Here is a 25,999-nt window from a genome sequence, read left to right on the forward strand (position 1 = left end):
CTTCGGGCCTTGAGGGCCCTCCATCGTCGAGCACTGCGGGTGGTCGCTGGCATCGCTTCGACTCGCCTTGCGGCTCGCTGCGCGATCAGGTTCTCGCTTCGCTCGAACCTGCCTTCGGACGCGATCGCAACCGTTGGGGTTGTCGCGTGGTTGCGGTGGTGGCTGAGGTGGTTGCGGGGGTGTGTCCCGTAGGCTCTGGTTGTCGAATTTCGTTCTAGAAGCGGAGGTGCGGCATGGCGGCGGTCGTGCAGACGTCCTACGGGAAGGTCCGAGGCGCGGTACGGGACGGTGTGACCGCCTTCCTCGGGATTCCCTACGCCGCGCCGCCGTTCGGGGCGAACCGCTTTCAGGCGCCGCGCCCGCCCGAGCCGTGGGACGGGGTCCGCGACGCCGTCGAGTACGGGCCGACCGCACCCAAGCCCGGCTATCCACGGGTGTTCGCCGCGCTCCTGCCCGACCCCGCCATCCCGGGTGACGACTGCCTCAACCTGAACGTGTGGACCCCCCGCCTCCCGGACGGCGAGGCGGGCCTTCCGGTGATGGTGTGGATCCACGGCGGCGCGTTCCGGAACGGGTCGGGCGCCGTCCCGGTCTACAACGGCCACAACTTCGCCCGCGACGGCGTCGTCTGCGTGACGATCAACTACCGGCTCGGCGTCGAGGGCTTCGCGTACCTGCCCGGCGCTCCCCTCAACCGCGGGCTGCTCGACCAGATCGCCGCGCTGGAGTGGGTCCGCGACAACATCGCCGCGTTCGGCGGCGACCCCGCCAGGGTCACCGTGTTCGGCGAATCGGCGGGCGCGATGAGCGTCACGACCCTGCTCTCCCTCGACCTCGGCCTCTTCCACCGCGCCGTCGCGCAGAGCGGCGCGGGCAGCATCGCCCAGGACCCGGCCGACGCCCTGCTCGTCACCAAGGAGATGGCGGCCCGCCTCGGCGTCGAGCCCACCGCCGAGGCGTTCGCCGCGCTCGACCCGGCCGCGGTCATTCCCGCCCAGAACGCGGTTGCCGCCGAGGTGGCGGCGCTGCCCGACCCCGGCCGCTGGGGCGCCACCACGGCCGCGGGCGGCATGGCGCTCACGCCCGTCCTGGACGGCGAGCTGATCACCCGGCGCCCCGAGGACGCCATCGCCGCCGGAGCCGGGCGGGACGTGGACCTGCTCATCGGCTACACCACCGAGGAGTTCCGGCTCTTCCTGATGCCGACCGGGGTCGCCGCCGGCCTCAACGACGAGCTGGTCGCCGCCGTGGCCGCGGGCATGGGCGTCCCGCCCGGCCTGCCCGCCGCCTACCGCGCCCACCACCCGGACATGGCGTCCGGCGAGCTGCTGGCGGCGATCATCACCGACAGCCTGTTCCGCGTCCCCGCCCACCGCGCCGCCACCGGGCACGCCGACTCCGGCGGGCGCACCTGGATGTACGAGTTCGCGTGGCGGTCGCCGAACCACGACCTCGGCGCCTGCCACGCGCTGGAACTCGGCTTCGTGTTCGACAACCTCACCGCCGAGGAGGAGGGCCTCACCGGCCCGAACCCGCCGCAGGCGCTCGCCGACCGGATGCACCGCGCCTGGACCCGCTTCGCCGTCGACGGCGACCCCGGCTGGGAGCCTTTCGAGCCGTCAAGCCGCGCCGTGATGGTCTTCGACGACCCCGCCGACGAACTCGTCCACGACCCCCACAGCCACGACCGCGAACTCTGGGACTAGTGCAGCCCTTTTACTACGTGTTCCGCTATGGCTAGGGAGGAGGTGGCGGCGGGGGAGGGGGCGTTGCGGATGGTGGTGATCGGGCCTAGGCGGCCGATGCGGAAGTCGTCCACGAGCGTGCCGTCGGGGTCGACCGCCTGGGCGCGGACGCCGGCGGGTGCCGGGACGACGTCGGCCGTCGTCAGTTCGGGCACGAAGCGGCGGGCCTCGGCGACGAACGCCCGCCTTACCGCCGACCCGTACAGCTCCCGCGCTCCCGTGCGCCAGTGCCGCCGGGCCAGGCGGCGGAAGCCGGGCCAGCGGAGCGCCTCCCACAGGTCCGCGGGACGGACGTCGCGCCGTCGGTAGCCCTCCCTCGCGAGGGCGAGGACGGCGTTCGGGCCGACGTCCACGCCGCCGTCCACGCGCCGGGTGAAGTGGACGCCGAGGAACGGGTAGCGCGGGTCGGGGACGGGATAGATGAGGCCGCGCACGAGATCCGTCCGGGACGGGACGAGCCGGTAGTACTCGCCGCGGAACGGGACGATCGCCGGGGCCGGGGAGTCGCCCGCCAGCCGCGCCACCCGGTCGGACTGGAGGCCGGCGCAGACCACCAGCCGGTCGAAGGCCAGCTCCTCGTGCGGGGAGGCGACCGTGACGCGGTCGCCCGCCCGGCCGATCCGCACGACCTCGAAGCCGAGCCTGACCTCGCCGCCGCCGTCCGCGACGTCCGCCGCGAACGCGCGCGCCACCGCCGGGAAGTCGACGATCGCCGTGGTGGGGGAGTGCAGGGCCGCCACGCCCGCCGCGTGCGGCTCGATCTCGGCCAGCTCGCCGCCGGTCAGCCGCCGCAGCCCGGGGACGCCGTTGGCCGTCGCGCGGCGCTCGATCTCCTCCAGGGCGGCCGTCTCCGCCCCGTCGCGGGCGACGACGAGCTTGCCGCACTCCTCGTACGGCAGGTTCCGGTCCGCGCAGAACTCCTTGAGCAGGCCGATGCCGCGCCTGCACAGGGTCGCCTTCAGCGACCCCGGCGCGTAGTAGAGGCCCGCGTGGGCGACGCCGCTGTTGTGGCCCGTCTGGTGGGCCGCGACGCGGTCTTCCTTGTCCAGGACCGTCACTCTCAGCCCGGGACGCTCCAGCGTCAGCCTGCGCGCGATCGCCAGCCCGACGATGCCCGCGCCGACGACGCCGACCCGTGTCTCCGCCACACCCGCACCCTAGCGGGGGCGCGGCTCAGCTCCCGAGGCGCTTGCGCCCCTGCGCCCGCACCCGCTTGCGCTGGGACGGGTCGAGCATCATGTACCCGACGAGCGGCGCGCCGAGGACGCCGAGGATGATCAGCGCGCTCAGCCACCACGGGAAGACGAACAGGGTCAGGAAGCCGACGACGACGCCGCCGATCACAAGCTTGGTCTGGGTCGACATCTCGCACCTCCGTTGGACGGACCGCCCACTTGTAGAACGGCCGTCGAGCGACCGCTGTTCCACGATATGTCGCGAGTCGGCCCGAGCGCCATGCCGGAAGCGCCCCGGTCAGATGCGCAGGGACAGCTGGCCGCCGCCGAGGGTGCGGAGGACCTCCGCGTGCAGCTTGCCGTTGGTGCACACGACGCTGCCGCCGTCCGGGCCGGGCACGCCGGACAGGTCGGTGAACATGCCGCCCGCCTCCTCCACGATGACCTGGAGGGCGGCGAGGTCCCACAGGGACACCTCGGGCTCGGTGGAGATGTCGACCGCGCCTTCGGCGACCATCATGTGCGACCAGAAGTCGCCGAACGCCCGCGTCCGCCACACCGAGCGGGTCAGTTCGAGGAACCGGGGCAGCCGGTCCTGCTCCTCCCAGCCGCTCAGGCTGGAGAAGGACAGGGACGCGTCGGACAGCTCGCCCACCGACGAGACGCTCATGCGGGACGCGCGGGTCAGGCTGCGGCCCGTCCAGGCGCCGCCGCCCCGGGCCGCCCACCAGCGGCGGTTCAGCGCGGGCGCCGACACCACCCCGACGACGATCTCGTCGTTCTCCATCAACGCGATCAGCGTGGCCCACACCGGGACGCCGCGCACGAAGTTCTTCGTCGCGTCGATCGGGTCGATGATCCAGCAGCGGTTGCCGTAGCCGGTCCTGCCGTACTCCTCGCCGAGGACCGCGTCGCGCGGGCGGGCCCGCTTCAGCGTGCCGCGGATCTGCTCCTCCACGCTCCGGTCGGCGTCGCTGACCGGCGTCAGGTCCGGCTTGGTCTCGACGTCGAGGTCGAGGGCGCGGAAACGCTTGGTCGTGATGTCGTCGGCCCCGTCCGCCAGCACATGCGCGAGACGCAGGTCATCGGAATAGCCCGCCACGGCGAGCCACGCTACCCTGATCACCGCCCGTCGCGACACACGTACCCGGGCCGTTCCGGCGTTTCGGGCGGCCGGGATCGGCGCGCCGGGCGCGATGTCCCGCTTCCCGGCGCGGGTGGTGGCAGCATGGGGGCCATGGCGCACGATCTCCCCGAGTGGGTGGCCGAGCTGACCGATCCCCGCCGGGCGGAGACGCTCGACGAGCTCGCCGACCGCCTCGTCCCCCTGGCCGAGCACGCCATCGACGTCTCCCGTCGATTGCAGGCGCAGCTCAACGAGCTCAACGACCCGTTCAAGCGCGAGGCGCTGTACGGGCGGGTGGAGCGCCTCAAGGCCCGCGTCGGCGAGGCCATGGAGGAGATCACCGCGGAGATCGCCGCATCCGGGGAGGAGCGCATCGAGCGGGTCTTCGCCGACTGGACGGACCGCGCGGGCCCCGCCGGCGACGGCGCCCGGGGGCGGGAGATGCGGCGCCGCCTCGACCGCGACGTCGTCCCGGCGCTGTCCCGGCAGCAGCAGGACGTCGCCGAACGGGTCGCCGAGCGCACCTCCAAGGCCCTGGAGGAGGCGACGCAGCTGCTGCTCACCCGGGTCGAGGAACTCGCCAAGGCGGTCACCGACCTGATCCACGACGTGCTCCCGCTGGCCCGCGAGGGACTGACGCTCGCCAGCCGGATCTCGGCCCTGTCCGGCCACGCCCGCAAGGCGGGGCGGGGGCCGGTCCCGGCCGAGCTGAAGGACGCCGGAGCAGAGACGTCCCGGGCGTTCGACGAGGCCGTGGCGCGGCTGGAGCTGGAGTGGTCGGCGCTCGGCGCCCGCTCCGCGACCGTCCGGGCGGCGCTGCGCGGCGCGGAGGAGGCCGCGTTCAGCCAGGTCACCGAGGAGATGACCCGGTGCGTGGAGCAGCTCGCGCCGCGGCACGTGCAGGCGCTGAACGAGGCCGAGGCCAAGGCGCGCAGCCTGTTCGAGGAGTCGCGGGGCTAGACGGCCTGCGGGAAGCGGAACAGGCGTCCGGGGTCGTGGGCCGCCTTCACCTTCCTGAGCCGGTCCAGGTTGGGGCCGTAGTAGGCGCGGGCCCAGTCCTTCAGGCCGGCGTCGATGTAGTTCACGTAGGCGGCGCCTCCCAGGTGGGGCTCCATCGCGGCGTGCGTGGCCGACAGCCATGCGTCGTCAGGCGCGAGGTACTGGACGCAGAAGAGCCCCTTGCGGTGCGGGAAGGCCGTGTCGCCCGGCCCCACGCGGGCGATCGCGGCGCCCATCGCATCCATGAGGACCGAACGGTTCCGGACGTCGTTGCCCTTGTCGAACCGGTCGAGCAGGGCGCTGATCGCGTCGTCGGGCAGCGGCCTGTAGGCGATGTGCGACTTCCCGGAGTATTCGGTGCGGGGGAAGGCGCCGCCGGGACGCTGCCCCGGCATGGCGCCCCGCCCGTGGCATTGCTCGATCGACTGCCCGGCGCAGCCTCCCATGAACTTCATCGCGTCCATGTAGGACCGGCTCTGTGCGGTGGTCGAGGCGGGATCGGCGCCCACGGCGGCCGTCAGGCGTTCCATGTGGCCGTCGGCGCCGGCGAGCGCGAGGCCCGTCACCTCGACACCGGGAGTGCCCTGGTCGGGGGCGGTGTCGAGGTGCAGGCTCGTCCAGACCTCGCCGGGCGCTGCCGGTGCCCAGCGCTGCCAGCCGCGCACCACGCCGGCCGCGTTCCGCCAGGGCCAGCGCATGCTGAACGGCGTCACGTCGCCGACCTCGTGCGTCCGGAACGTGAACGCCACCGCCACGCCGAAGTTGCCGCCGCCTCCGCCCCGGCACGCCCAGAACAGGTCCGGGTTCCGCTGCGCGTCGCAGGTCAGGACCCGCCCGTCCGCCGTGACGACCTGGACCTCCTCCAGGACGTCGCACGACAGCCCGTACGCGCGGGACGTCACGCCCAGCCCGCCGCCCAGCGTCAGCCCCGCCACGCCGACCGTGGGGCAGCTCCCGGACGGGACGCTCACACCGTCGCCGGCGAGCCCGTCGTAGAGGTCGATCAGCCGGGTCCCGGCCCCGACGGCCGCGCGGTCGCCGTCGCGCTTCACGTCGTCCATGGGGGAGACGTCGACCACGAGGCCCGGGCCCGTCGACCAGCCCGCGTAGCTGTGCCCGCCGGACCGCACCGCCACCGGCATCCGCTTCACCGTGGCGAACGCCACGCATTCCGCGACGTCCTGCGGGGTCTCGCAGTACGCGACGCCTGCCGGGCGGACACGGTCATAGCGCGGGATGTAGAGGCGCCTGGCCTCCTGGTAGGACGCGTCGGACGGGCGGACCAGCTTCCCCTCCAGGCCGCGTTCCAGAGCGTTCCAGTCTGCGGGCCCGGTCGGCATCGGCCTCGGCGGCGCGGACGGAGGCCGGCGCGGGCGCTCATCGGAGCACCCGGCGACGCCGAGCCCGCCTAGGGCCGCCGCCTTGAGCATCGCTCGCCGCTCCATGCGGCCATTGTCGCGCTAGATCACCCTTTGGCGGACGGAACCCGCGGCGCCGCGGCCTAGGTCGTGTCCGGTGGATCATGCGTTGATCCAGAGCAGGGCTGTGACCAGGACGCTTCCTACGCGCTGGTTGCGGGCGAGCTTGTCGAACCGGGTGGCGATGCCGCGCCAATGCTTGAGGCGGCCGATGCGGCGTTCGACCACGTTGCGGAGAGCCGGGTCGAACACCGGAGGCCGCCCGCCGCGCGGGCCGCGGTTCGTCGGCGATTGCGCCGGAGAGCGCGAAGTTACGTCTATCAATAGATTATCCTCAACGAAACTATCTGCTAAGGTCCTGAGTGTTCTAGTCGTTGACTGCTTGGAGATGGCCATGTCCACTCGTGCCCTCATCGTTGACCCCTCCGCTCCTGAGCACATCGGGTTCGGGACGCTCCCCGAGCCCGTTGCAGGGCCGGGACAGGTGCTCATCGAGGTGTCACACGCTTCGCTCAACTACGCCGACCTCAACAACGCACGCAACGGACGCATCCCCGCCGGGGCGCCGGTGGGGTTGGACGCGGCCGGGATCGTTCTGCAGGCCGCGGCGGACGGCTCGGGGCCCGCCGCGGGATCGCGCGTCGTGCTGTTCGCCGACGGAGCGTTCGCCGAAAGGGTGGCTGTCGACACCTCCGCGGTGGCTGAGGTTCCCGACGGCGTCGACCCAGCCCAGGCTGCGGCCCTGCCGACCGCAGGACTCGCTGCGCTGCGCTCACTGCGCGCCGCGCATACCGGGCCTGGTAAGCGTGTGCTGGTGACCGGCGCTTCGGGGGGCGTGGGGCGGTACGCTGTGCGGCTCGCCTCCCGCGCCGGGGCACACGTCATCGCGTCGGTCGGTTCGCTCGCTCGCGGCGACGGCCTCGCCGAAGCGGGTGCCGATGAAGTAGTCGTCGGTCTGGACGACATCAGGGAACCTGTCGACATCGTCGTGGAGACCGTCGGCGGCCCCCATCTGGTCACGGCCTGGCGACTCCTCGCACCGGGCGGCAACCTGCAGTCGGTCGGCTGGACTTCGGGAGCGTCGGCCGTCTTCCCGCCCTATGCGACCGTCGGTCCACCCAAGACCCTCACGTCCTACGTCAACGAGTTCGCGGCCGCCGATGACCTGGCCGAGCTGGTGCGGCTCGTGGCCGACGGCGGGTTGGTCCCGGAGATCGGCTGGCGGGGCTCATGGGAGCGCTTCGCCGAGGCGGCCGACGCGCTGCGCAGCCGCCGCGTGGCAGGCAAGGCGGTCTTCGATCTTCCCTCCCACCGCTAGTCGGGCTCGCCCTCGCGGGCGGCGAGAAGGCGGCGCAGGGAGTCCAGGCGGGCCCGGCTGGCGTGGCCCTCCTCGACCCAGCCGTCCAGGCCGCAGTCGTCCTGGAGGTGGTCGCAGCGGGGCGGGCAGCGTTCGGCGGCGCCCTCGGCGAGGTCGTCGAACGCGCCGAGCACGTTCTCCGGGTCGACGTGCGCGAGGCCGAAGCTCCGCACGCCCGGGGTGTCGATGATCCAGCCGTCGCCGCCGGGCAGCTCCAGCGCGAGCGCCGAGGAGGAGGTGTGGCGGCCCCGGCCGGTGACGGCGTTGACGTGGCTCACCGCGCGTTCGGCGTCCGGGACGAGGGCGTTCACCAGCGTCGACTTGCCGACGCCGGAGTGGCCCACGAGCACGCTCGTGCGGCCGGCGAGGCGGCGGCGCAGCTCGTCGAGGTCGCCGCCGCGCTCGGTCACGACATAGGGGACGCCGAGCGGGGCGTACTCGGCGACCAGGGCGTCCGGGGACGCGAGGTCGGCCTTGGTGAGGCAGAGCAGCGGGGCCATTCCGGCGTCGTAGGCGGCGACGAGCTGCCGGTCGATCATGCGGGGCCGCGGCTCGGGGTCGGCCAGCGCCGTCACGATGACCAGGCTGTCGGCGTTCGCGACGATGATCCGCTCGAACGGGTCGGTGTCGTCGGCGGTGCGGCGCAGCGCCGAGGTGCGCGGCTCGACCCGCACGATGCGGGCCAGGGTGTCCTGGGCGCCGGTGACGTCGCCGACCAGCGCGACGCGGTCGCCCACGACGACGCCCTTGCGGCCGAGCTCCCGGGCCCGCATCGCGGTGACGGCGCGCTCGTCGCCCGTGCCGGGGTCGGCCAGGCACCGGTACCGGCCGCGGTCCACGGCCGTCACGAGCCCGGGCGAGGCGTCCTCGTGCGCGGGACGGCGGCGGGTGCGCGGCCGCGACCCGCGGCGCCCGGGCCGCACCCGGACGTCGTCCTCGTCATAGTCGTGTTTTCGTGCCAGTGGTCCGTTCCCTGCTGTCAGGCGGACGCCAGCATCGACGTCCACTGCCGGGTGAAGTTCGGAAGAGTCTTGCCGACGGTGCCCGGATTCTCCACTTCGATGCCGGGAACGGCCAATCCGAGCAGGGCCGCCGCCATCACCATCCGGTGGTCGTCGTAGGTGCGGAAGACGCCGCCGCGCAGCGGGCGCGGGCGGATCTCCAGGCCGTCGGGCAGCTCCCGGACGTCGCCGCCCAGCCCGTTGATCTCGGCGACCAGCGCGGCGAGCCGGTCGGTCTCGTGGCCGCGCAGGTGCGCGATGCCCGTCAGCCGGGACGGCGAGCCGGCCAGCGCCGCGAGGGCCGCGAGCACCGGCGTCAGCTCGCCGACCTCGTGCAGGTCGGCCTCCAGGCCGCCGAACCCGTCCCCGCCGCGCACGGTCAGCCCGTCCGGCCCGCGGGTCACCTCGGCGCCCATCGCGGCGAGCAGGCCCCGCAGCGCGTCGCCGGGCTGGGTCGTCTCGGCCGGCCAGTCCGGGACGGTGACGCGGCCCCCGGTGACCAGCGCCGCGCCGAGGAACTGCGCCGCGTTCGACAGGTCCGGCTCGATCATCACCTCGCCGCCGCGCAGCGGACCGGGCGCCACGCGCCAGACGTTGTGCCGCGCCTCGACCTCGGCGCCCGCCGCGCGCAGCATCTGGACGGTCATCGCCAGGTGCGGCGCCGACGGGACCGGCGGCCCCTCGTGCCTGACCTCCACGCCCTTGTCGAACCGCGGCGCGGCCAGCAGCAGCCCCGACACCAGCTGGGACGACGCCGACGCGTCGATCGTCACCCCGCCCCCGGCGACCGAGCCCGAGCCACGGACGGTGAACGGGAGCGCGTCGCGCCCCCCGTCGTCGATCTCGGCGCCGAGGGCCCGCAGCGCCGTGATGATGGGGCCCATCGGCCGCTCGCGGGCTCGCGGGTCGCCGTCGACGAACACCTCGCCGGACGCCAGGGCGGCGACCGGCGGCAGGAACCGCATCACCGTCCCCGCCAGCCCGACGTCGACGCGCGCCGGGCCCTCCAGGCGCCCCGGCAGCACCTGCCAGTCGGCGGAGTCCTCCCCGATGCCGGCGCCGAGCGCGCGGAGGGCGCCGGCCATCAGCTCGGTGTCGCGGCTGTGCAGGGGCCGGGTGATGCGGGTGGGCGCCTCCGCGAGCGCGGCGAGGATCAGCGCCCGGTTGGTCATCGACTTCGAGCCGGGCAGCGGCACGGTGGCGTCCACCGGGGCATGGGCGACCGGGGCGGACCAGTGCGGAGAGGACATGCCCCAAGGTTATCGGGCCGTCGACGGAGGGAGCGGGGCGATCGGGCGGCCCCCCGCGATCAGAGAGGGATCGTCAGGAGCGTTCCGCCGCCGTCCAGGCGGACCTCGAAGTGGCCGATCTCCTGGCGGCTGAGCCCGGTCCCGCCCTGCATGACGAGCGGCTTGGGCTGGTCGGGGACGCCGTAGCCCTTGTCCGGGACGCTCCACCCGGCGACGACGCTGCGCTCGCCGGTCCGCGACACCGCCTCCAGGTGGCACTTCAGCGGCCCCCGGACGCCCTTCAGCTCCAGCCCGACCTGCGTGCCCCAGCCCTTGTCGACCAGCGCGACCGTGCCGGACGCGCCCGTGCTCGCGTTGGCCGCGTGGAACTTCTGGCCGGTGAGGGCCTGCGTCACGGGCGGTTTCGGGGCGGGGGCCTCGTCGTTCACGGCCGCGCCGATGCCGATGCCCGCGGCGAGCGCCGCGGCCGCGGCGGCCGTGCCCGCGAGGTACGCGCCGCGCCGGAACCGCTGATCGGCCCGCCGCCTGCGCCGCATCATGTCGATCACCGGCGCCGGGGGCGCGGACGGCTCGCCGGCGCCCTCCCATCCGGGCCCGCCCGGGACCGGCCCGGCCGCCGCGGGCGACAGCCCGGCCAGGGCGCCGGCCGCCCCGGACAGCTCCCTGAGCTCGGCCTGGCACGACCCGCATCCCCGCAGATGCGCCTCGAACGCCAGACGGTCGCCCTCTTCGAGAAGGCCCAGCGCGTACGCGCCGACATCGGTGTGCTCGACCTGGGAACTCATGACGTCACACCCCTCTCCTCCAAGGCGACCCTCAAAGCGCGCAACGCGTAGTACACGCGGGACTTGACCGTCCCCACCGGGATGCCGAGGTGCTCGGCGGCCTGGTTCACCGTCCGGTCGCGCAGCACCGTCTCCGTCAGCGCCTGCCGGTGCGCGGGGGAGAGCGACTCCAGCGCCTCGGTCACCACGACCTTGCGCAGCAGCGCGTCCATCTCGTCCGCCATCGGGAGGTTCTCCAGGGGCCCGTCGCCGACCTCCGGCGGCCTGACCTCGCGCTGCCGCCGGTTGTCGATCACGATACGCCGGGAGACCGTGGCCAGCCACGGCATCAGCGAGGACGTCCGGTCGTCGAGCCGGTCCGCGCTGCGCCAAGCCCGGATCATGGTCTCCTGCACCACGTCCTCGGCCCACGGGCGGTCACCGCCCGTCAGCCGCAGGACGAACGCGAGGAGGGGCCGATGGTACTCGCGGTACAGCTCGGCCGCCATCTCCTCGTCGGCCGCGGTCTGCGCGGCCCGCGCCGCGCCGGGGCGGCGGAGCAGGCTCCGCAGGCCGCCGCCGGGGCGGCCGGTCGATCCGGGAACTGCCATGGCCGGGGCGTCTCCGTCGTGCTGGAAGGGCGGTCATCTGGCAGTACGGGACCGCCCCGGCCTCTGGTTCAACGCCCTTGAGACTCTTTTAAGGTTCTCTTCGGGAAGTCAGCGTTTGACAGCGTGCAGAGCCTTGCCCGCCTGCGCGGCGGTTCCGGCCTTGACCACCCGGCCGGCCTTGGCGGCCTTCGCCGCCTGTGTCGCCGTCCCGGCCTTCACGGCCTGGCCCGCCCGCGCGGCCTTGCTCGGCTTGGAAGCGCGGCCGAGCTTGAACGCGCTCCCCGCGGCCAGGGCGCCCTTGAGCGCCCCGCCTGCCCTGCCGCTTTTCTTCCTGCCCCGGGCCTTACCGGCCTTCTCGGCCGCCTTGCCCGCCATGAGGGCGCCGCCCGCGCCCGCGCTCCTGAGCGCGCCGCCGGCCTTGCGGGCCGCCTTGCCTCCGGCCTTGCCGCCCGCCTTGCCGGCCTTCAGCGCGCCGCTCGCCGCCCCGGCCGCCGTGAGCGCGCCGCCCGCCTTGCCACCCGCCTTGCCCAGCCGGAACATGCCGCCGGACTTGGCGGACTTGGCGCGGCCGGACGCCTTGGCGGCCTTGCGCCCGCCCTCGGCGCGGGCGACGCGAACCTGCCGGGACGCCTCGCGGCGCGCCTCCCGCAGCGTCGCGGCGGCCTCGCGGCGCATCGCCTTGGCCTCCGCGCCGCTCCTGATCTGCGTCTCCCGCACGGCGCGGCGCAGCTCGGCCGTGCGCGGCGCGCGGCGGGGCTCGGTCGCCACCATCAGCAGCGCGCCGAACATGCCGGCGTTCTTCAGCAGGTGGGAGCGCTCGTTCGCGCGGCGTTCGGGGTCGTCCTCGGTCCAGTAGCGGTGCTCGGTCGCCAGCGCGGGGACGAGCTGGGCGGCGAGCACCAGCGTCGTGAGCCGCCGGAACTTCCCGGTCAGCAGCAGCGCGCCGGTGCCGAGGCTGAGCGCGCCCTGCAAGCGGACGAGGGTCTCGGGGTCCTTCGGCAGCCAGTCGATCCGGTCGGCGACCGGCTTGACGGCCGGGCCCACCCGCTCGGCGCGTTCGCGCGGGTCGCGGAGTGCCTCCAGGCCGGTCATGATGTACGGCGCCGCCACGAACGGGCGGGCCAGGGTCGTGAAGGGTCGCATAGCCCGCTACATGCCCAGCGCGCCGCGCCTCAAGCGCGGCAGGATGGGACCCATGTGCGGACGCTACGCCACCTCCCGCGCGCGGCAGGAGCTGCTGGACGAGTTCCAGGTGCAGCTCGACGCGGCGGACGGGGACATTCAGGCCGACTACAACGTCGCTCCCACCAAGCAGGTCCCGGTCGTGCTCGACCGGCGGCCGAAGGACGAGCCCGACGAGGCGGCCGCGGTGCGCCAGTTGCGCACGGTGCGGTGGGGGCTCGTGCCGTCCTGGGCCAAGGACCTGTCCATCGGGTCGCGCATGATCAACGCTCGGGTCGAGACGGTGCACGAGAAGCCGTCCTACCGCCGGGCGTTCGCCAGGCGGCGCTGCCTGCTGCCCGCCGACGGCTACTTCGAGTGGTACACGCTGCAGGACCAGGGCGACGGGGGCGACCCGGCAGAGGGGGAGAAGAAGGCGAAGAGGAAGCCGCAGAAGCAGCCGTACTTCATCCGTCCCAAGGACGGCGCGGTCATGGCGATGGCGGGCTTGTACGAGTTGTGGAAGTCACCCGAGGACGAGTGGGTGTGGACCTGCACCGTCATCACCACCAACGCGCCGGACGACCTCGGCCGCATCCACGACCGGATGCCGATGGTCGTCGAACCGGACCGGTGGGACGCCTGGCTCGACCCCGCGCTCACCGACACCGAGCAGGTGCGCGGCCTCCTCGTTCCCGCCATGGCCGGGACAATGGACGCCTATCCCGTCTCGAAGGCCGTCAACAACGTGCGGAACAACGGCCCGGAACTTATAGAACCGGCAAATTCCGGGGATGGTTCCGGCAACCATTCCGAGGGGCTCTTCTGACGCGGGGCCGCGCCGGAGGGGCCCGGCGCCATTCCGCTCGGGGAGCGCCCCGGGCGCGACAATTCCGCCACCGGCAGCGTGACCGCGTGACGGCGTGACGGCGTGACGGCGTGACGGCGTGACGGCGTGACGGCGTGACGGCGTGGCGCGCCGGCTAGCGCAGCCGGGCGCTGGCCAGGAGGTGGATGCCGAGCGACTCGTCGGTCTGGCGTGCGCCCATCTCCGTGCGGACGAGTCGCTGCAGCGCCCGCGGGGACTCGCCGAGGACGTGCTCGACGGTCGAGGGGGACAGCACCGTGCGCGGCCGGATCCACTCGACCTCCAGGCCGGCGTCGGCGAGCAGCTCGCGGAGCTGGTGCGAGGAGAACGAGCGGGTGATCGTCCCGTCCGGCCAGGGCACGAGGACGACCTCGGCGCTGGGGACGTCCGACAGGTGCGCCCAGTAGTTGCGCTCGGCCAGCAGCGCCATGCCGAGGGTGAGGGAGTCGACGCACAGCAGGACCCGGCCGCCGGGGCGCAGCACGCGGGCGATCTCGCTGATCGTGGCCTCGGTGGCCAGGTGCCGCGACAGCACGCGGTTCTCGGCGATCACGGCGTCGACGCAGGCGTCGGCGAGGTAGGACAGGGTGCCGGAGTCGGCGACCACCGGGACCGTGGGGGCGGTCCGCCCCGCGCCGCCGGGGCGCCCCGGCGCCGGACGGCCCCGGCGTTCGGGGTCGCGCACCTCCAGCACCGTGTGGCCCGCCGCGGCCGCGCGGGCGGCGCTGTGCCCCTGCCCGCCCGAGATGTCGAGCACGCGGGACGGCCTGCGCGGCAGCCACCGGGCGAGCTGGGCGTCCGCCACCGCCTCGTAGAAGGTCCAGTAGCGCGCCAGGGAGTCCCCTGACCCGTCACCGGAGGTGTCCCGCAGGCTGGCGATGGTGGGCTCGGAAGGTTGCGCCGAAGGCACCGAGTGCACCAATTGCTCCTGTTCTAGCCGTGTATGTCACATCTTTCCCCGTCCGGGGCCGGTCATCACCCTGAGTGAGGGACGGGACCCGGCGACACGGTCGCGGCGCGCCCGCCCCCGCCCGGGAATCGGCGGGGGCGTTCCGGTGTTGCACCCTCTCACAGAGCAGCGAAAGCGGAGGTGCGAGCCGGATGACCACAGCCGTCGCCGATCAGCAGCGGAGAGCCGGCACGGCGGCGCCCCGCGGCGACGCGCGGGCCCCCGCCCGCGTCGGAGGGCCGCGCGGACCGATATCGTCTGTGGGGTCGATATCGTCTGAGGGGTACGGCGCCGCCCGGCCGGTCAAGGCCACGGGCGCCAGAGCCGAGGGGGTGGGTCAGGTACCGGGCACCGCGGAGACCGTGGAGCAGCGGCAGGAGCGCTTCCAGCGCGACGTGCTCCCGTTCTTGGACCAGCTGTATTCGGCCGCGCTGCGCATGACGCGCAACCCGGCCGACGCCGAGGACCTCGTCCAGGAGACGTTCGCCAAGGCGTTCGCGTCCTTCCACCAGTTCAAGGAGGGGACGAACCTCAAGGCCTGGCTCTACCGCATCCTGACCAACACGTTCATCAACTCCTACCGCAAGCGGCAGCGCCAGCCGCAGCAGGCGGCCACCGACGACATCGAGGACTGGCAGATCGCGCGTGCCGAGTCGCACACGTCGAGCGGTCTGAAGTCGGCCGAGGCCGAGGCGCTGGAGCACCTGCCCGACTCCGACGTCAAGCGGGCGCTCCAGGAACTGCCGGAGGAGTTCCGGATCGCCGTCTACCTCGCCGACGTCGAGGGGTTCGCCTACAAGGAGATCGCCGAGATCATGGGCACGCCCATCGGCACGGTGATGTCCCGGTTGCACCGGGGCCGGCGCCAGCTGCGCGGCATGCTTGAGGACTACGCCGACGAGCGCGGGCTCACCCGCGCGAGCAGGGGGTCGACATGAGCTGCGGCAACCACCACGACACGCCCTGCGACGAGGTGCTCGCCCGCGTGTACACCTACCTCGACGGCGAGCTCGACCAGGGCGGCTGCGGCGAGGTGCGCCAGCACCTCGACGAGTGCGGCCCGTGCCTGCGCGAGTACGGCCTCGAAGAGGCCGTCAAGAAGCTCGTGAGCAAGTCGTGCGGGTGCGAGCAGGCCCCGACCGACCTGCGCGCCAAGGTGCTCGGCCGCATCGAGGAGATCTGCGGCGAGATCCAGGCGTCCGGGGCCGGCGAGGTCCCGGCGTCCGGTGGCGCCGGCAAGCCGGAGAGCGCCTGACCACCGGTATCTTTCCGGTGTGCTGACACTCGTCACCGGCGCGGCCGGATTCATCGGGTCCCATCTCGTCGACAGGCTCCTCGCGGACGGCCACGAGGTCGTGGGAGTGGACGACATGTCGTCGGGCGCGAACGCCCGGCCCGGGGTCGAGCTGTGGGAGATGGACGTCGCCGACCCGGCGCTCGCCGAGCGGGCGGCGGTCCGCCGCCCCGAGGTGGTCTTCCATCTCGCCGCGCAGGTGAGCGTGCGGGTCAGCGTGGGCGACCCGCTGGGCGACGCCCGCACCAACGTGGTCGGGACGGCCAACGTCCTGGAGGCCGCGCGGGCGGCGGGGGCCCGCAAGGTCGTGTTCACCTCCAGCTGCGCCGTGTACGGGGTGCCGGACGCGCTGCCCGTCCCGCCGGACGCCGAGCTGCGTCCCGCGTCGCCGTACGCGGCCTCGAAGGTCGCCGGCGAGGTGTACGCCGGGATGTACCGGCGGCTGCACGGGATCGACTTCACGACGCTGACGCTGGCGAACGTCTACGGGCCGCGGCAGACGCCGGAGGGCGAGGCGGGGGTCGTCTCGATCTTCACGGACGCGCTGCTGGCGGGCCGCCCGACCAGGGTCTTCGGCGACGGCACCCAGACCCGCGACTACGTCTACGTGGGGGACGTGGTCGACGCGTACGCCCGGGCCGCGGGCGAGGCGGGCGGCGGGCTGCGCCTGAACGTGGGCACCGGCCTGCAGACGACCGACCGCGAGCTGCACGCGCTCGTCGCCGAGGCGGCGGGGGCGCCGGACGACCCGGAGTTCGCCCCGGCCCGGCTGGGAGACCTGCCGGCGATGTCGGTCGATCCGGGCCCGACGCGGGAGGCGCTCGGCTGGAAGCCGGCGGTCGGACTGTCCGAAGGGCTTGCGGAGACGGTCGCCTGGGCGCGGGAACGGAACCCCGTGCGCCGCTGATTGGTCTCCGCTTCCTCAAGCTTCGGGGCCTCGTTTCGCCGACCTTTAGGAAATGACGTGGATGCATTTGCGGATGCACGTGCATTGAGATTGTGCAGCGGGATTGTGCAGCCGGTTTGTGCAGGCTGGATTGAGCGGCGATGATTGGATTTTCAACCAGGACAATTGATCACCTAAGGTGACGATTGGTTCACGCTTTGCTCACGTTTTCCTGCACGCCTGTGTGACCTGGGCAGTCCGCGTTAGGCTTATGCCGAAATCAGTGACGGAGCGCGTGCACTCCGAGGAATTCGGGGTACGTGCTCGCCCGGGAGACCTGGACCGACGCCGGTCCCGGTGGCCGGCCGCGAGGCCGGCCGGCCCGGCTCGGCTGGGGGGAGGCAAGGAGCCATGCACAAGCGCGTGACACCGCATGGACACGGGCGGCGCCCGAGCGTCCCGTCGTCGTCGTCGCTGATGATGACCAAGGGCGTGTCCTGGGTCTAGGTGCCGGCAGGCACATGTGAGCCCGGTGGCGGCCTGCCAACTCGTCACTCCCCGAGGGGCGGCAATGCGTGGACTACCTCTCGCTGCCTGGGCGTACGTCTGCGGTGTGGTCGCGCTCGCGGCGGGCCTCATCGCGACGTCGTCCTTCACGGATATCGACTGGACGAAGCTCGCCGTCCTGGCGCTGCTGTTCCTGATCTGCGACTCGGCGCCCGCGCGGCTGAACATCACGCGGGCCAGGGTGTCGCTGAGCTTCGCCGCCAGCCTGGCGTCGGTGGTGCTGCTCGGCCCGGTCGGCGCCGCGCTGCTCGGCCTGTGCGCGCTGGTCACCGGGCAGCGGATCTTCGCCCCGGTCAAGCGGCTCTTCAACGGCGCGCAGTTCGCGCTCAGCGGCTTCATGGCCGGGACGGTGTTCAACCTCCTCGACGGCGACCGGTTCCACCCCGAGAAGGCCCGCTGGGTCGAGAACGTCATCGGGCCGTTCCTCGGCGCGCTGGTCGCCTTCGTGCTCGTGAACCTGATGCTGATGGCGGGGGTGCTGCTGCTCAGCCGGCAGGCCGCGCCGCGCGAGCTCCTGCGCGAGAGCGGGCAGCTCGCGATCGGCTGCCTCGGCTACGGCATGGTCGGCCTGCTGATCGCCGGGCTCTGGCCGCGGGTGGGCCTGTTCGCGGCGATCCTCGTCCTGCTCCCGCTGTTCATCGCCCGCTGGGCCATGGACCAGGCGTACGCGCAGCAGCAGGCGCACGCCGCGACGCTCGCCGCGCTGTGCCAGGCGGTCGAGACCAAGGACTTCTACACCCGCGGCCACTCCGAGCGCGTCTCCCGCGGCTCGGTGATGATCGCCCAGGAGATCGGGATGCGCGCGGACCGGGTCGAGGCCATCCGGTACGCGGGGATGCTGCACGACGTCGGCAAGCTCGGCGTCCCGACCAAGGTGCTGCAGAAGTCCGGCTCGCTCACCGAGGAGGAGTTCGCCGCGATCCAGCTGCACCCGATGCGCGGGCTGGAGATCGTCCGCGAGATCGGCTTCCTGGACGAGGCGCTCGCCGGCATCATGCACCACCACGAGAAGATGGACGGGCGCGGCTATCCGATGGGCCTCGCGGGCGACGAGATCCCCGAGTTCGCCCGGGTCATCTCCGTCGCCGACGCGTTCGACTCGATGACCTCGACGCGCTCCTACCGGGCCGCCCGCACCAAGGACGAGGCCGTCGAGGAGCTGCGCCGCGGGATGGGCGACCACTTCGACCCCGCGATGGTGGAGGCGTTCCTGCGGGCGCTGGAACGGGAGGGCTGGGAGCCGCCGCGGCCGGTCGTGCTGCCCGACGACGACGTCGTCGAGACCACCCAGCAGGACCACGACGACCCGAGCGCGCCGCTGCGCGTCGCCGGCGGCGACGAGGTGCGCCAGTGAGGGGGCGACGGTGACCGGGGAGGCGCGCGCCCGCGACCGGGCCGCGTGGCAGACCATCGACTCCGGCCAGCTCCTGCTGATCGCCACCGCCGGGCTGTTCGTGATCGTCGCGATCGCCGAGGTCGGGTCCGTCGGGCTGCGCCAGCCCGACGTGGCGATCATCTTCGGCGTGCTGATCGCGCTCGGCGAGCTGTTCCGCATGGTGATGCCGGGCAACCGGGAGGTCGCGCCGATCGCCAGCGCCGGCGCGATGGGGTACGCGATGCTGGTCGGCGTCGGCCCGGAGGGCGCCGCGCCGGACGCGCCGCTCGGCGTCGTGGCCGCCGAGCACTCCGCGCTCCAGGTCGTCGCGGTCACCGCGGCCGGGATGCTGGTCGGCTCGCTGCCGCACATCGCGGTCGGCCGGTCGCCGCGGCCCGACGCGATGGCGCGGCGGCTGTTCACGGTCGCGGTCGTCGCGCTGTGCTTCCGGCCGCTGCTGTCCCTGCACCTGCCCTGGCAGCTGCTGCTGGCCGTCATGTGCTTCGTGGTGGTGCTGTCCTGCTTCACCGACATGCTGATCGCCGCGATGATCCGCGCGGAGGCCGTGCGGGCGCGGTTCGGCATCGCGCTGCGCGACGAGATCGACGCGAAGATGGCGCTGTGCGCCGCGACCAGCGCGACCGCCATGCTCATCGCGGTCTCCACGACGGCGATGGGCGAGGCCGCGCTGCTGATCTTCACGGTGCCGATCCTGGTGACGCAGTTCGCGTTCCGCCGCTACGCCGGGATCCGCGCCACCTACCTGCAGACCGTCCGGGCGCTGTCGCGCGTCACCGAGGTCGGCGGCTACGTGGAGGCGGGGCACTCGCACCGGGTGTCCAAGCTCGCGGTGGCGATGGGGCGCGAGCTCGGGATGTCGGAGGAGGAGCTGCTCGAACTGGAGTACGCCGCCCTCATGCACGACATCGGGCAGCTGTCGCTCGGCGACCCGATCCCGGGCGGCGCGACGGTGCTGGCGTCCCCGGCCGAGCAGCGCCGCATCGCCGAGCTCGGCGCCGAGGTGATCAAGCAGACCGGTGTCCTGGACCGGGTCGCGCACATCGTCCAGCTGTCGTCGCATCCCTACCGGACGGGGCGCGAGCCGTCCGGGGACTCCGGGGAGCGGCCGCTCCCGCCGCCGCTCGCCGGCCGCATCATCAAGGTCGCCAACGCCTACGACGACCTGGTCGGCGACTCCGCCGACCGCGACCGGGGCGCGGCCGTGCTGGAGAGGCTGCGGCTGGACTCGGCCTCCGAGTACGACCCGACGGTGGTGGAGGCGCTCAGCCGGGTCGTGGACCGGGGGCCCCGCCAGTAGAGCCCGTGGGCCGCCGCCACGGCGACGGTGACGGCGGCGGCCGCAGTCACCAGCAGCAGGGCGCCGAAGTGCTGGTCCTCCAGCGGTGACGCGCCCCAGCGGCGGTCGAGGTGCTCGTACCAGCCGCCGAGGACGTTCCCGTTCCGCGCCAGGGCGGTCCCGGCGATGGCGTGGAGCGGCAGGAGGGCGAACGGCATCGGCGTCCCGGTCGTCCCGTGGAAGTAGGCGAGCCCGACGGCCAGGAAGGCGGCCAGCGCCAGCGAGTGCAGGGCGTGGTTGCCGAGGGACGCCCCGAACAGCGGCGAGCCGTAGAACCCGTAGAGGCTGAGCAGGAGCAGCACGGACGCGGCGGCCGGGTCCGTGAGCACCCTGAGTCCCCGGCTTCCGGCAGCGGCGGCGAGCAAGGCCCTGCCCTCGCCGCGCGTCGCCTCCAGCGCCAGCCGCAGAGGCGCCCCGTGGAGCAGCAGCACCGGCGCCACCAGGCCGATCAGAACGTGCTGGACGGCATGGGCGCTGAACAGGACCATGCTGTACCGGGAGATCCCTCCGCAGGAGGCGAGAAGGACGACGAGAAGCCCGGCGGCCCAGGACAGGCTCCGCCGGGGCGGCCAGCCGCGCACCCGCGCGACCCCCGTCCCGTACAGGACGGCGCCGCCGACGACGAGCACGAGGAACAGCGGGTCGATCCACCAGTCGAGCAGAAGCGGCCCGGCCCCGGCGGGACCGGGCAGCGGGAACCCGAGCCGCAGCGCGACGGCGTCCAGCGTGCCCGGCGCGACCTCCGGCGGCGGCGTGCGGGACAGGCCGGTCGCGAGCGCCATCGCCGCCGCCATCACGAGGATCTCGACGGCGGCGAGCCGCAGGAAGGGCCGCGCGCCCTTCCCGCCGCCGAGGGCGGGCAGGGTGGCGCGGCGGTGCCGCCGGCCGATCGCGCCGAGGACGGCGAGCGCGGCGGCCTTCGCGACGACCAGCGCCCCGTAACGCGACCCGAGGTGGGGGCCGCCGAGCCGCACCCACGCGTTGACCGCGCCGCTGGCGCCGACGACGGCGAACGACACCAGCGCCAGCCGGCTGTAGCGCTCGGCGACGCGGGGGAGCCGGTCGCCGACCGCCGGGGCGAGGGTGACCAGGGCGACCAGGCCGCCGGTCCACAGCGCGACGCCCGCGATGTGGGCGACCAGGCTGTAGACGGCGAGGGCGTGGTTCGCGCCGCTCGCGGCGTGCCCGGTGAACAGCGGCGGCAGCATCCCGGCGAGCGCGCCCGCCAGCAGGTACCCGGCCCCGCCGGCGGCGCGGGGGAGCCTCGCCGCGACCGACACGGCGACCGCGGCGGCGAGGACGAGGAACAGGGCCCGCCCCTGCGGCAGCTCGACGAGGAACATCCGCATCATGTCGCCGGTGACCTTGGTGACGCCCACGCCGAACAGGTCCAGGACGGTGCACACGATCAGCGCCAGCGTGCACGCCGCCCAGGCCGCGGCGGTGAGCGACGCGGCGCGCAGGCACCTCCGCGCGGCGTGCGTGCCGGGCACGAACACGGCCGCGACCAGCAGCCACCCGACCGTCAGGACGGCGGCGGCGTCGCCGCCCAGCCGCGCCGTCACCAGGCCGGTCTTGGCCAGCGCGCCCGCCTGGGAGAGCCCCGGCGCCGCGGCCTCGCCGAACGCGCCGCCGAGCCGCACGGCGAGCGCGAGGACGACCAGCGCGATCGCTCCCGCTCCGAGCGCGAGCATCGGCAGGTCCGTCCCGGCCGCTTCCCGCCGTTTCCCTTCGCGCGTCGCCGTCGCCTCATGTGCTGCCACGACCGCAAATACGCACGCATCAAAGCAAAAGGTTCATTAATGTATCGGCCACACCGAATTCCGGGGGAGCGAGATGAGCGCCTCAGACCAGGGCAACAGTTATCTGGACAAGGTCGTCGCGCAGCAGGCGGTGCTGGAGGACGACCTGAAGGCGCGGCGCTCCCCGCCGCCGCCTCCCGGCGCGCCCGGCGCGGTCCCGGCGCCGGGACCGCTGGCCAAGCGCGACCGCGCGCTCGGCGGCGCGGCGCCCGCCGACCGCCCCGGCCCGGGTCCGGTGGACGTGCGGATCAGCGGGTTCTGGCGATGGAGGAACGTGCTCGTCCCGCCGAACGCGTTCGTCGTCCACACCCGGCGCGGGCGCGCCGAACCGCTGCACATCGGCCTCGGGGTGTCGTTCCGCTTCAACCCGTCCACCGACTCCTTCCTCGTGGTGCCGGGCGCGACGCAGACGATCCTGATCAACGCGTACTGCATCTGCCGGGAGCTGCAGGGCGTGCTCGTTCAGGGCTACGTGCAGTGGATCATCCAGGACTTCGGCACCGCCTACCGCAAGCTCGACTTCGGCGGCGACGACCCGATGCGGCTGGTGAACCTCCAGCTCCGCGAGCAGGCCGAGGCGGCGATCAAGGACAAGGTCGCCACGATGGGGGTGCGCGACGTCCTCAGCGACAAGCAGCCGATCATCGAGGAGCTGACGGCCCGGCTGCGCGCGGTCGCCGAGGGCGAGGACAACAGCGACCAGGGGCTCGGCCTGCGGATCGTCACGGTGCAGATCAAGGAGGCCGTGGTCAGCTCGTCGCGGCTCTGGGAGAACCTGCAGAAGCCCTACCGGGCCGAGCAGGGGCAGATCGCGCGGCTGGCGGAGCTGGAGGCCGAGGAGGCCGTCGCGCAGCGCGAGATGGCCGCCGCGCGGATCAAGGAGACGCAGCGGCTGGAGCACGAGCGCGAGCTCGCCGAGCTGCGCGCCCGCAACGAGTCGCAGCTGTTCGACACCGAGGCGGCCGAGAAGCTGCGCCGCACCCGGCGCGAGCACGACGACTCCCGCGAGTTCGCCGAGCTCCAGACCGAGACCACCCGGCACGCGCTGCGGATGGAGCGCGAGCGGCACGAGGAGGAGGCCGAGACGGGCCGGCTGCGCATCGAGCGCGACCACGAGCTGGCCCGGCTGCGCACCGAGGGCGAGCTTGCCCTCGCCGACCTGCGGGCCCGGTCGCGGCACGAGCAGGCGCTGCTCGACCTGGAGCGGGACGCCGCCCGCGCCGCGCTGGAGAACGAGCGGACGCCCGCGGCCGTCCAGGCGCGGCTCATCGCGTCGCTGCCGGAGATCATGGCGAGGCTGCCCAAGCCGGACGAGCTGCGCACCGTCACCGTCAACGGCGCCGACCAGGCCGGCGTCGCCGGCCTGGTCACGCAGCTCGCCGCCGTCATCGGCGCGCTGCGCGCCGCTACGGAAGGGCCCGGTCCGGAGGGAAGGTGACCGGGAGGGCGGTGAGGGCCCGGTGGAACGGGCCCGGCCGCCATTCCAGGTGTTCCACGGGGACGGCCAGCTCCACGTCCGGCAGCCGGTCGAGGAGCTTCTCGATCGCGACGGACGCGATGAGCCGGGAGTGGCTCCTGGCCGGGCAGCTGTGCGGGCCGCCCGCGTACGACAGGTGGGCGCGGTTGCCGCGGCGGTCGGCGATGCTCCGGGACGGGTCGGTGTTCGCGGCGGCGTAGCTGATCAGGATCGGCTGGTGGGCGGGCAGCCGGTACCCGTGGAAGTCGACGTCCTGGCGGGGGAAGATCGACGCGTAGTTGGCGATCGGGGGGTCGGTCCAGAGGATCTCGTCGAGCGCGTCCTCGACGGGCAGGGCGCCGCCGGACAGGTCGCCGCCGAACCGGTCGTCGGAGAGCAGCAGCAGGATGCCGTTGGCGATGATGTTCTGCTCCGGCTGGGTGCCGGCCCCCATCAGCAGGATGACCTGGTGGGTCGTCTCCAGGTCGTCGAGCCCGGCGGGGTGGCTCAGCATCCAGGACGTCACGTCCGCGCCCGGGTTGGCGCGCTTGTACGCGATCAGCTCGCCGGCCGCCTCCCCGAGCAGCGCGTTGCCCTCCTCGGCGGAGACGGTGTCGAAGATGGCGTTCATGCCGCGCAGGAGCTTGTCGCCGATCTCGGGCGTGCAGCCGAGGAGCTCGTTGAACACCAGCAGCGGCAGCATGCGGGCGTACTGGCCGAGGATGTCGGCCTTGCCGTCGCCGCTGAACCGGTCGATGAGGGTGTCGGCGCTGCGCTCGACGTTCTCGCGCAGCGACACCGGGTCGACCCGGTCCAGGCTGTCGACGATCACCGATCGGAGGCGGGCGTGCACGGCGCCGTTGGTGAACAGCGCGTTGGGCCGCGACATCATCATCGGCAGCACCGGGCACTCGGGGCCGACCGCCTCCTCCCACACCTCGCTGCAGCGCGGGAACGTGGCCGGGTCGCGCAGGATCTCCAGGGCGGCGTCGTAGCCGAGGACGAGCGTCGCCGGCACGCCCGGCGCCAGCTCGACGGGCGCGAGGTCGCCGTACTCGCGCATCCGGGCGTAGGTGCCCTGCGGGTCCCTGGCGAACTCCGGCCCGTACAGCGGGACGCGTCCGGTCGCGGTGCGGTCGATGGTCATGGCTGCTCCCCGTCCAGGGTGAGGAGGTGGTCGACGAGGGAGATGAGCGCCTCGGTCGAGGAGACGCGGTCGCGGGCGTCGCAGCTGACGAGCGGCGTCGACGGCGTGAGGTCGAGGGCCTCGCGCACCTCGGCCTCGGGGAACCGCGGCGCGCCCTCGAAGTGGTTGACGGCGACCGCGTACGGCAGGCCCTGCTTCTCCACGATGTCCATGACGGCGAACGACTCCTGGAGGCGGGCGGTGTCCACCAGGATCAGCGCGCCGAGGGCGCCGCGCGCGAGGTCGTCCCACAGCCGGGTGAAGCGCTGCTGCCCCGGCGCCCCGAACAGGTACAGCACGAGCTCGTCGCTGAGGGTGAGGCGGCCGAAGTCCATCGCGACGGTCGTGGTCGTCTTGTCCCTGATGCCGGCGAGGTCGTCCACGGCCGCCCCGGCCTGCGTCATCCGCTCCTCGGTGCGCAGCGGGCGGATCTCCGAGAGCGTCCCGACATAGGTGGTCTTGCCGACCGCGAAGTGCCCCACGATGAGGATCTTGACGGCGGTCCGGACGCTCTCGCGCAGGTAGGGGGTCTCAGAGGCGAGCGCGGAGTCCATCGAGCACCTCCTGAAGGAGCCGGGCCTTGGACTGCTGGGCGGAGGGCGCGGCGGCCCGGGTGGAGAGGTGCCCGCTGTCGACGAGGTCGGACAGCAGCACCTTGGTGAGCCCGACGGGCAGGCTCAGATGGCCGGAGATCTCGACCACCGACAGCGCGCCGCCGCGGCACAGCTCGACGATGCGCGTCTTCTCCGGGGACAGGCCGGTGCGCGGCAGGTCGCCGGTCGCGGTCACGAGGGTGACGAGGTCGAACACGTTGCGGGTGGGGTGGGCCCGCCCGCCGGTGACGACGTGCGGGCGGACCAGGGCCCGCCTGCTGCGGCGCGGGGTCATGCGGGACGGCCGGCGCCCGGACGCGGCGGGGTGGTCAACTCCTTGCCCAGCCGCTGCACGAGTTCCTGGAGCCGGAACGAGACGGTCTCCATGTCGACGTGCTGCGTCGCCGACACCGCCAGGTAGGCGCCCGGGCCGGCGGCGACGAGGAAGACGTACCCGTCGTCGAACTCGTTCACGGTCTGCCGCCAGGTCGTGCCGGCGTCCCCGCAGAACTCGGCGGTGCTGCGGGCGAGCGACTGCAGGCCCGCCATGCCGGCGGCCTGCCGTTCCGCCTCGTCCCGGTTGATCCGCTCGGAGTGCGCCATGAGCAGCCCGTCGGCCGACAGCAGGATCGCGTAGCGGGTCTCCGGCATCCGCAGCGCGTCGTCCAGCATCCAGCCCAGCCGGTTCGTACCGTCGTCCATCGCGCCGTTCCATCCCTCGTTCATGGCCGCAGGTCCTTGCTCTCGATGCCGGGGCCCTCACCGTCGGACGGCGTCGAAGCGCGGCCGGACCGCGTCCCGCGCTGCCAGGCGCCGAGGCCCGCGGCGGTCTCCCGGGCCGGCCTGAGCGGCGGCGGCGCCCCCGCGTCCGGCACGGCGGGCGGCTCTTGTTCTCCGGCGGGGCGTTCGGCGACCGCGACGCGGGTGCGTTTCGGCAGCCCGCCGGGGGTGGCGGGGGCGGCGGCGCAAAGTAGTTATATCGCCGGAATCCCCACTAGAGTTTGTTCTGGTGGGGCTTCTGAGCCGTCGACGGCAACGGTGACGGCAACGTCAGCGGAC

The 25,999-nt window shown here is 73.6% G+C and carries 25 protein-coding genes and 2 pseudogenes; 10 read left to right on the forward strand and 17 right to left on the reverse strand.

The features are described from left to right. The first annotated feature begins 233 nt into the window (after positions 1–233). On the forward strand, positions 234–1,706 hold the full coding sequence (locus AB0K37_RS16685) for a carboxylesterase/lipase family protein (protein WP_363981244.1): 1,473 nt from the start codon (positions 234–236) through the stop codon (positions 1,704–1,706). Here AB0K37_RS16685 and lhgO read toward each other — a convergent pair. The 3 genes from lhgO to hisN all read right to left on the reverse strand — a co-directional run bounded on the left by lhgO (position 1,703) and on the right by hisN (position 4,022). After that, positions 1,703–2,893 (reverse strand): L-2-hydroxyglutarate oxidase, encoded by a 1,191-nt coding sequence (gene lhgO, locus AB0K37_RS16690; protein WP_363981247.1) that lies wholly within the window; start codon positions 2,891–2,893, stop codon positions 1,703–1,705. The two genes, AB0K37_RS16685 and lhgO, sit on opposite strands and share 4 nt — an antisense overlap. 25 nt (positions 2,894–2,918) lie before the next feature. Next, positions 2,919–3,110 carry a hypothetical protein gene (locus AB0K37_RS16695; RefSeq protein ID WP_141577897.1) on the reverse strand — a complete coding sequence of 64 codons (192 nt, stop codon included), beginning with the start codon at positions 3,108–3,110 and terminating at the stop codon, positions 2,919–2,921. A 108-nt stretch (positions 3,111–3,218) separates the two neighbouring features. After that, positions 3,219–4,022, reverse strand: a complete 804-nt coding sequence (hisN, locus tag AB0K37_RS16700) for a histidinol-phosphatase (RefSeq protein ID WP_363981251.1) — start codon at positions 4,020–4,022, stop codon at positions 3,219–3,221. 135 nt (positions 4,023–4,157) lie between these two features. Between hisN and AB0K37_RS16705 the strand changes: the two genes are divergently transcribed. Further along, positions 4,158–5,006: a hypothetical protein gene (locus AB0K37_RS16705; RefSeq protein ID WP_363981254.1), complete on the forward strand. Its 849-nt coding sequence runs from the start codon at positions 4,158–4,160 to the stop codon at positions 5,004–5,006. Here AB0K37_RS16705 and AB0K37_RS16710 read toward each other — a convergent pair. Further along, positions 5,003–6,490 carry an FAD-binding oxidoreductase gene (locus AB0K37_RS16710; protein ID WP_363981257.1) on the reverse strand — a complete coding sequence of 496 codons (1,488 nt, stop codon included), beginning with the start codon at positions 6,488–6,490 and terminating at the stop codon, positions 5,003–5,005. The two genes, AB0K37_RS16705 and AB0K37_RS16710, sit on opposite strands and share 4 nt — an antisense overlap. Before the next feature lie 132 nt (positions 6,491–6,622). Beyond that, a pseudogene (locus AB0K37_RS16715) lies at positions 6,623–6,742 on the reverse strand (IS5/IS1182 family transposase); the annotation flags it as partial. Positions 6,743–6,857: 115 nt separating this feature from the next. Between AB0K37_RS16715 and AB0K37_RS16720 the strand changes: the two are divergent. Further along, the gene (locus AB0K37_RS16720) at positions 6,858–7,781 is read left to right on the forward strand and encodes a zinc-binding dehydrogenase (protein ID WP_363981260.1); all 924 of its coding nucleotides are present in this window, start codon (positions 6,858–6,860) and stop codon (positions 7,779–7,781) included. Here the strand turns inward: AB0K37_RS16720 and rsgA are convergent. The 5 genes from rsgA to AB0K37_RS16745 form a co-directional block, all read right to left on the reverse strand. After that, on the reverse strand, positions 7,778–8,782 hold the full coding sequence (gene rsgA, locus AB0K37_RS16725; RefSeq protein WP_363981303.1) for a ribosome small subunit-dependent GTPase A: 1,005 nt from the start codon (positions 8,780–8,782) through the stop codon (positions 7,778–7,780). The genes AB0K37_RS16720 and rsgA overlap by 4 nt on opposite strands. Positions 8,783–8,799: 17 nt before the next feature. Continuing rightward, complete coding sequence (gene aroA / locus AB0K37_RS16730) at positions 8,800–10,071, reverse strand: 3-phosphoshikimate 1-carboxyvinyltransferase (protein WP_363981263.1); 1,272 nt, start codon at positions 10,069–10,071, stop codon at positions 8,800–8,802. Between the two features lie 59 nt (positions 10,072–10,130). Continuing rightward, a complete protein-coding gene (locus tag AB0K37_RS16735; RefSeq protein WP_363981266.1) occupies positions 10,131–10,856 on the reverse strand; it encodes a zf-HC2 domain-containing protein in 726 nt (241 codons plus the stop codon). Then, positions 10,853–11,344, reverse strand: coding sequence for a sigma-70 family RNA polymerase sigma factor (locus AB0K37_RS16740; protein ID WP_218826252.1), 492 nt, complete (start codon positions 11,342–11,344; stop codon positions 10,853–10,855). Before AB0K37_RS16740 ends, AB0K37_RS16735 begins: the two co-directional genes overlap by 4 nt. A gap of 210 nt (positions 11,345–11,554) precedes the next feature. Then, positions 11,555–12,589, reverse strand: a complete 1,035-nt coding sequence (locus tag AB0K37_RS16745) for a DoxX family membrane protein (protein WP_363981269.1) — start codon at positions 12,587–12,589, stop codon at positions 11,555–11,557. 52 nt (positions 12,590–12,641) lie between these two features. On the opposite strand from AB0K37_RS16745, the gene AB0K37_RS16750 reads away from it, so the two are divergent. Beyond that, complete coding sequence (locus AB0K37_RS16750) at positions 12,642–13,436, forward strand: SOS response-associated peptidase (RefSeq protein ID WP_363981272.1); 795 nt, start codon at positions 12,642–12,644, stop codon at positions 13,434–13,436. 154 nt (positions 13,437–13,590) lie between these two features. On the opposite strand, the gene AB0K37_RS16755 is transcribed toward AB0K37_RS16750, so the two are convergent. Beyond that, positions 13,591–14,385, reverse strand: a complete 795-nt coding sequence (locus AB0K37_RS16755) for a methyltransferase domain-containing protein (protein WP_363981307.1) — start codon at positions 14,383–14,385, stop codon at positions 13,591–13,593. 191 nt (positions 14,386–14,576) lie between these two features. Between AB0K37_RS16755 and AB0K37_RS16760 the strand changes: the two genes are divergently transcribed. The 5 genes from AB0K37_RS16760 to AB0K37_RS16780 all read left to right on the forward strand — a co-directional run bounded on the left by AB0K37_RS16760 (position 14,577) and on the right by AB0K37_RS16780 (position 19,864). Further along, on the forward strand, positions 14,577–15,362 hold the full coding sequence (locus tag AB0K37_RS16760) for a sigma-70 family RNA polymerase sigma factor (RefSeq protein WP_363981275.1): 786 nt from the start codon (positions 14,577–14,579) through the stop codon (positions 15,360–15,362). Further along, the gene (rsrA, locus tag AB0K37_RS16765) at positions 15,359–15,679 is read left to right on the forward strand and encodes a mycothiol system anti-sigma-R factor (RefSeq protein ID WP_363981278.1); all 321 of its coding nucleotides are present in this window, start codon (positions 15,359–15,361) and stop codon (positions 15,677–15,679) included. The genes AB0K37_RS16760 and rsrA overlap by 4 nt, the downstream gene beginning before the upstream one ends. Before the next feature lie 19 nt (positions 15,680–15,698). Then, positions 15,699–16,625, forward strand: coding sequence for an NAD-dependent epimerase/dehydratase family protein (locus AB0K37_RS16770; RefSeq protein WP_363981281.1), 927 nt, complete (start codon positions 15,699–15,701; stop codon positions 16,623–16,625). A 550-nt stretch (positions 16,626–17,175) separates the two neighbouring features. Continuing rightward, a complete protein-coding gene (locus AB0K37_RS16775) occupies positions 17,176–18,525 on the forward strand; it encodes an HD-GYP domain-containing protein (RefSeq protein WP_363981284.1) in 1,350 nt (449 codons plus the stop codon). Positions 18,526–18,535: 10 nt separating this feature from the next. Beyond that, the gene (locus tag AB0K37_RS16780) at positions 18,536–19,864 is read left to right on the forward strand and encodes an HD domain-containing phosphohydrolase (protein WP_363981287.1); all 1,329 of its coding nucleotides are present in this window, start codon (positions 18,536–18,538) and stop codon (positions 19,862–19,864) included. Positions 19,865–19,914: 50 nt separating this feature from the next. Here AB0K37_RS16780 and AB0K37_RS16785 read toward each other — a convergent pair. Beyond that, positions 19,915–21,597, reverse strand: a pseudogene (locus AB0K37_RS16785) (cytochrome c oxidase assembly protein); the annotation flags it as partial. 142 nt (positions 21,598–21,739) lie between these two features. On the opposite strand from AB0K37_RS16785, the gene AB0K37_RS16790 reads away from it, so the two are divergent. Continuing rightward, the gene (locus AB0K37_RS16790; RefSeq protein WP_363981290.1) at positions 21,740–23,143 is read left to right on the forward strand and encodes an SPFH domain-containing protein; all 1,404 of its coding nucleotides are present in this window, start codon (positions 21,740–21,742) and stop codon (positions 23,141–23,143) included. Here AB0K37_RS16790 and AB0K37_RS16795 read toward each other — a convergent pair. Genes AB0K37_RS16795 through AB0K37_RS16815 form a run of 5 tightly spaced genes read right to left on the reverse strand, consistent with a single transcriptional unit; the run spans position 23,112 to position 25,815 of the window. After that, on the reverse strand, positions 23,112–24,308 hold the full coding sequence (locus AB0K37_RS16795; protein WP_363981293.1) for a cytochrome P450: 1,197 nt from the start codon (positions 24,306–24,308) through the stop codon (positions 23,112–23,114). The two genes, AB0K37_RS16790 and AB0K37_RS16795, sit on opposite strands and share 32 nt — an antisense overlap. After that, a complete protein-coding gene (locus AB0K37_RS16800; protein WP_363981296.1) occupies positions 24,305–24,901 on the reverse strand; it encodes an ATP/GTP-binding protein in 597 nt (198 codons plus the stop codon). The genes AB0K37_RS16795 and AB0K37_RS16800 overlap by 4 nt, the downstream gene beginning before the upstream one ends. Continuing rightward, a complete protein-coding gene (locus AB0K37_RS16805) occupies positions 24,879–25,235 on the reverse strand; it encodes a DUF742 domain-containing protein (RefSeq protein ID WP_345184993.1) in 357 nt (118 codons plus the stop codon). Before AB0K37_RS16805 ends, AB0K37_RS16800 begins: the two co-directional genes overlap by 23 nt. Beyond that, positions 25,232–25,666: a roadblock/LC7 domain-containing protein gene (locus AB0K37_RS16810; RefSeq protein WP_345184995.1), complete on the reverse strand. Its 435-nt coding sequence runs from the start codon at positions 25,664–25,666 to the stop codon at positions 25,232–25,234. The genes AB0K37_RS16805 and AB0K37_RS16810 overlap by 4 nt, the downstream gene beginning before the upstream one ends. After that, complete coding sequence (locus AB0K37_RS16815; protein ID WP_363981300.1) at positions 25,663–25,815, reverse strand: hypothetical protein; 153 nt, start codon at positions 25,813–25,815, stop codon at positions 25,663–25,665. Before AB0K37_RS16815 ends, AB0K37_RS16810 begins: the two co-directional genes overlap by 4 nt. Between the last annotated feature and the right edge of the window lie 184 nt (positions 25,816–25,999).

Origin of the sequence: Actinomadura sp. NPDC049753, assembly GCF_040674655.1 — a bacterium.
In the GTDB taxonomy this organism is placed as follows: Bacteria; Actinomycetota; Actinomycetes; order Streptosporangiales; family Streptosporangiaceae; genus Spirillospora; species Spirillospora verrucosospora.

Coding starts and splice junctions, on each gene's coding strand:
- AB0K37_RS16685 (WP_363981244.1), top strand. CDS start 234: ATGGCGGCGGTCGTGCAGACGTCCTACGGGAAGGTCCGAGGCGCGGTA.
- AB0K37_RS16695 (WP_141577897.1), bottom strand. CDS start 3,110: ATGTCGACCCAGACCAAGCTTGTGATCGGCGGCGTCGTCGTCGGCTTC.
- AB0K37_RS16705 (WP_363981254.1), top strand. CDS start 4,158: ATGGCGCACGATCTCCCCGAGTGGGTGGCCGAGCTGACCGATCCCCGC.
- AB0K37_RS16710 (WP_363981257.1), bottom strand. CDS start 6,490: ATGGAGCGGCGAGCGATGCTCAAGGCGGCGGCCCTAGGCGGGCTCGGC.
- AB0K37_RS16720 (WP_363981260.1), top strand. CDS start 6,858: ATGTCCACTCGTGCCCTCATCGTTGACCCCTCCGCTCCTGAGCACATC.
- aroA (WP_363981263.1), bottom strand. CDS start 10,071: ATGTCCTCTCCGCACTGGTCCGCCCCGGTCGCCCATGCCCCGGTGGAC.
- AB0K37_RS16735 (WP_363981266.1), bottom strand. CDS start 10,856: ATGAGTTCCCAGGTCGAGCACACCGATGTCGGCGCGTACGCGCTGGGC.
- AB0K37_RS16740 (WP_218826252.1), bottom strand. CDS start 11,344: ATGGCGGCCGAGCTGTACCGCGAGTACCATCGGCCCCTCCTCGCGTTC.
- AB0K37_RS16745 (WP_363981269.1), bottom strand. CDS start 12,589: ATGCGACCCTTCACGACCCTGGCCCGCCCGTTCGTGGCGGCGCCGTAC.
- AB0K37_RS16750 (WP_363981272.1), top strand. CDS start 12,642: ATGTGCGGACGCTACGCCACCTCCCGCGCGCGGCAGGAGCTGCTGGAC.
- AB0K37_RS16760 (WP_363981275.1), top strand. CDS start 14,577: ATGACCACAGCCGTCGCCGATCAGCAGCGGAGAGCCGGCACGGCGGCG.
- rsrA (WP_363981278.1), top strand. CDS start 15,359: ATGAGCTGCGGCAACCACCACGACACGCCCTGCGACGAGGTGCTCGCC.
- AB0K37_RS16775 (WP_363981284.1), top strand. CDS start 17,176: ATGCGTGGACTACCTCTCGCTGCCTGGGCGTACGTCTGCGGTGTGGTC.
- AB0K37_RS16790 (WP_363981290.1), top strand. CDS start 21,740: ATGAGCGCCTCAGACCAGGGCAACAGTTATCTGGACAAGGTCGTCGCG.
- AB0K37_RS16795 (WP_363981293.1), bottom strand. CDS start 24,308: ATGACCATCGACCGCACCGCGACCGGACGCGTCCCGCTGTACGGGCCG.
- AB0K37_RS16800 (WP_363981296.1), bottom strand. CDS start 24,901: ATGGACTCCGCGCTCGCCTCTGAGACCCCCTACCTGCGCGAGAGCGTC.
- AB0K37_RS16805 (WP_345184993.1), bottom strand. CDS start 25,235: ATGACCCCGCGCCGCAGCAGGCGGGCCCTGGTCCGCCCGCACGTCGTC.
- AB0K37_RS16810 (WP_345184995.1), bottom strand. CDS start 25,666: ATGAACGAGGGATGGAACGGCGCGATGGACGACGGTACGAACCGGCTG.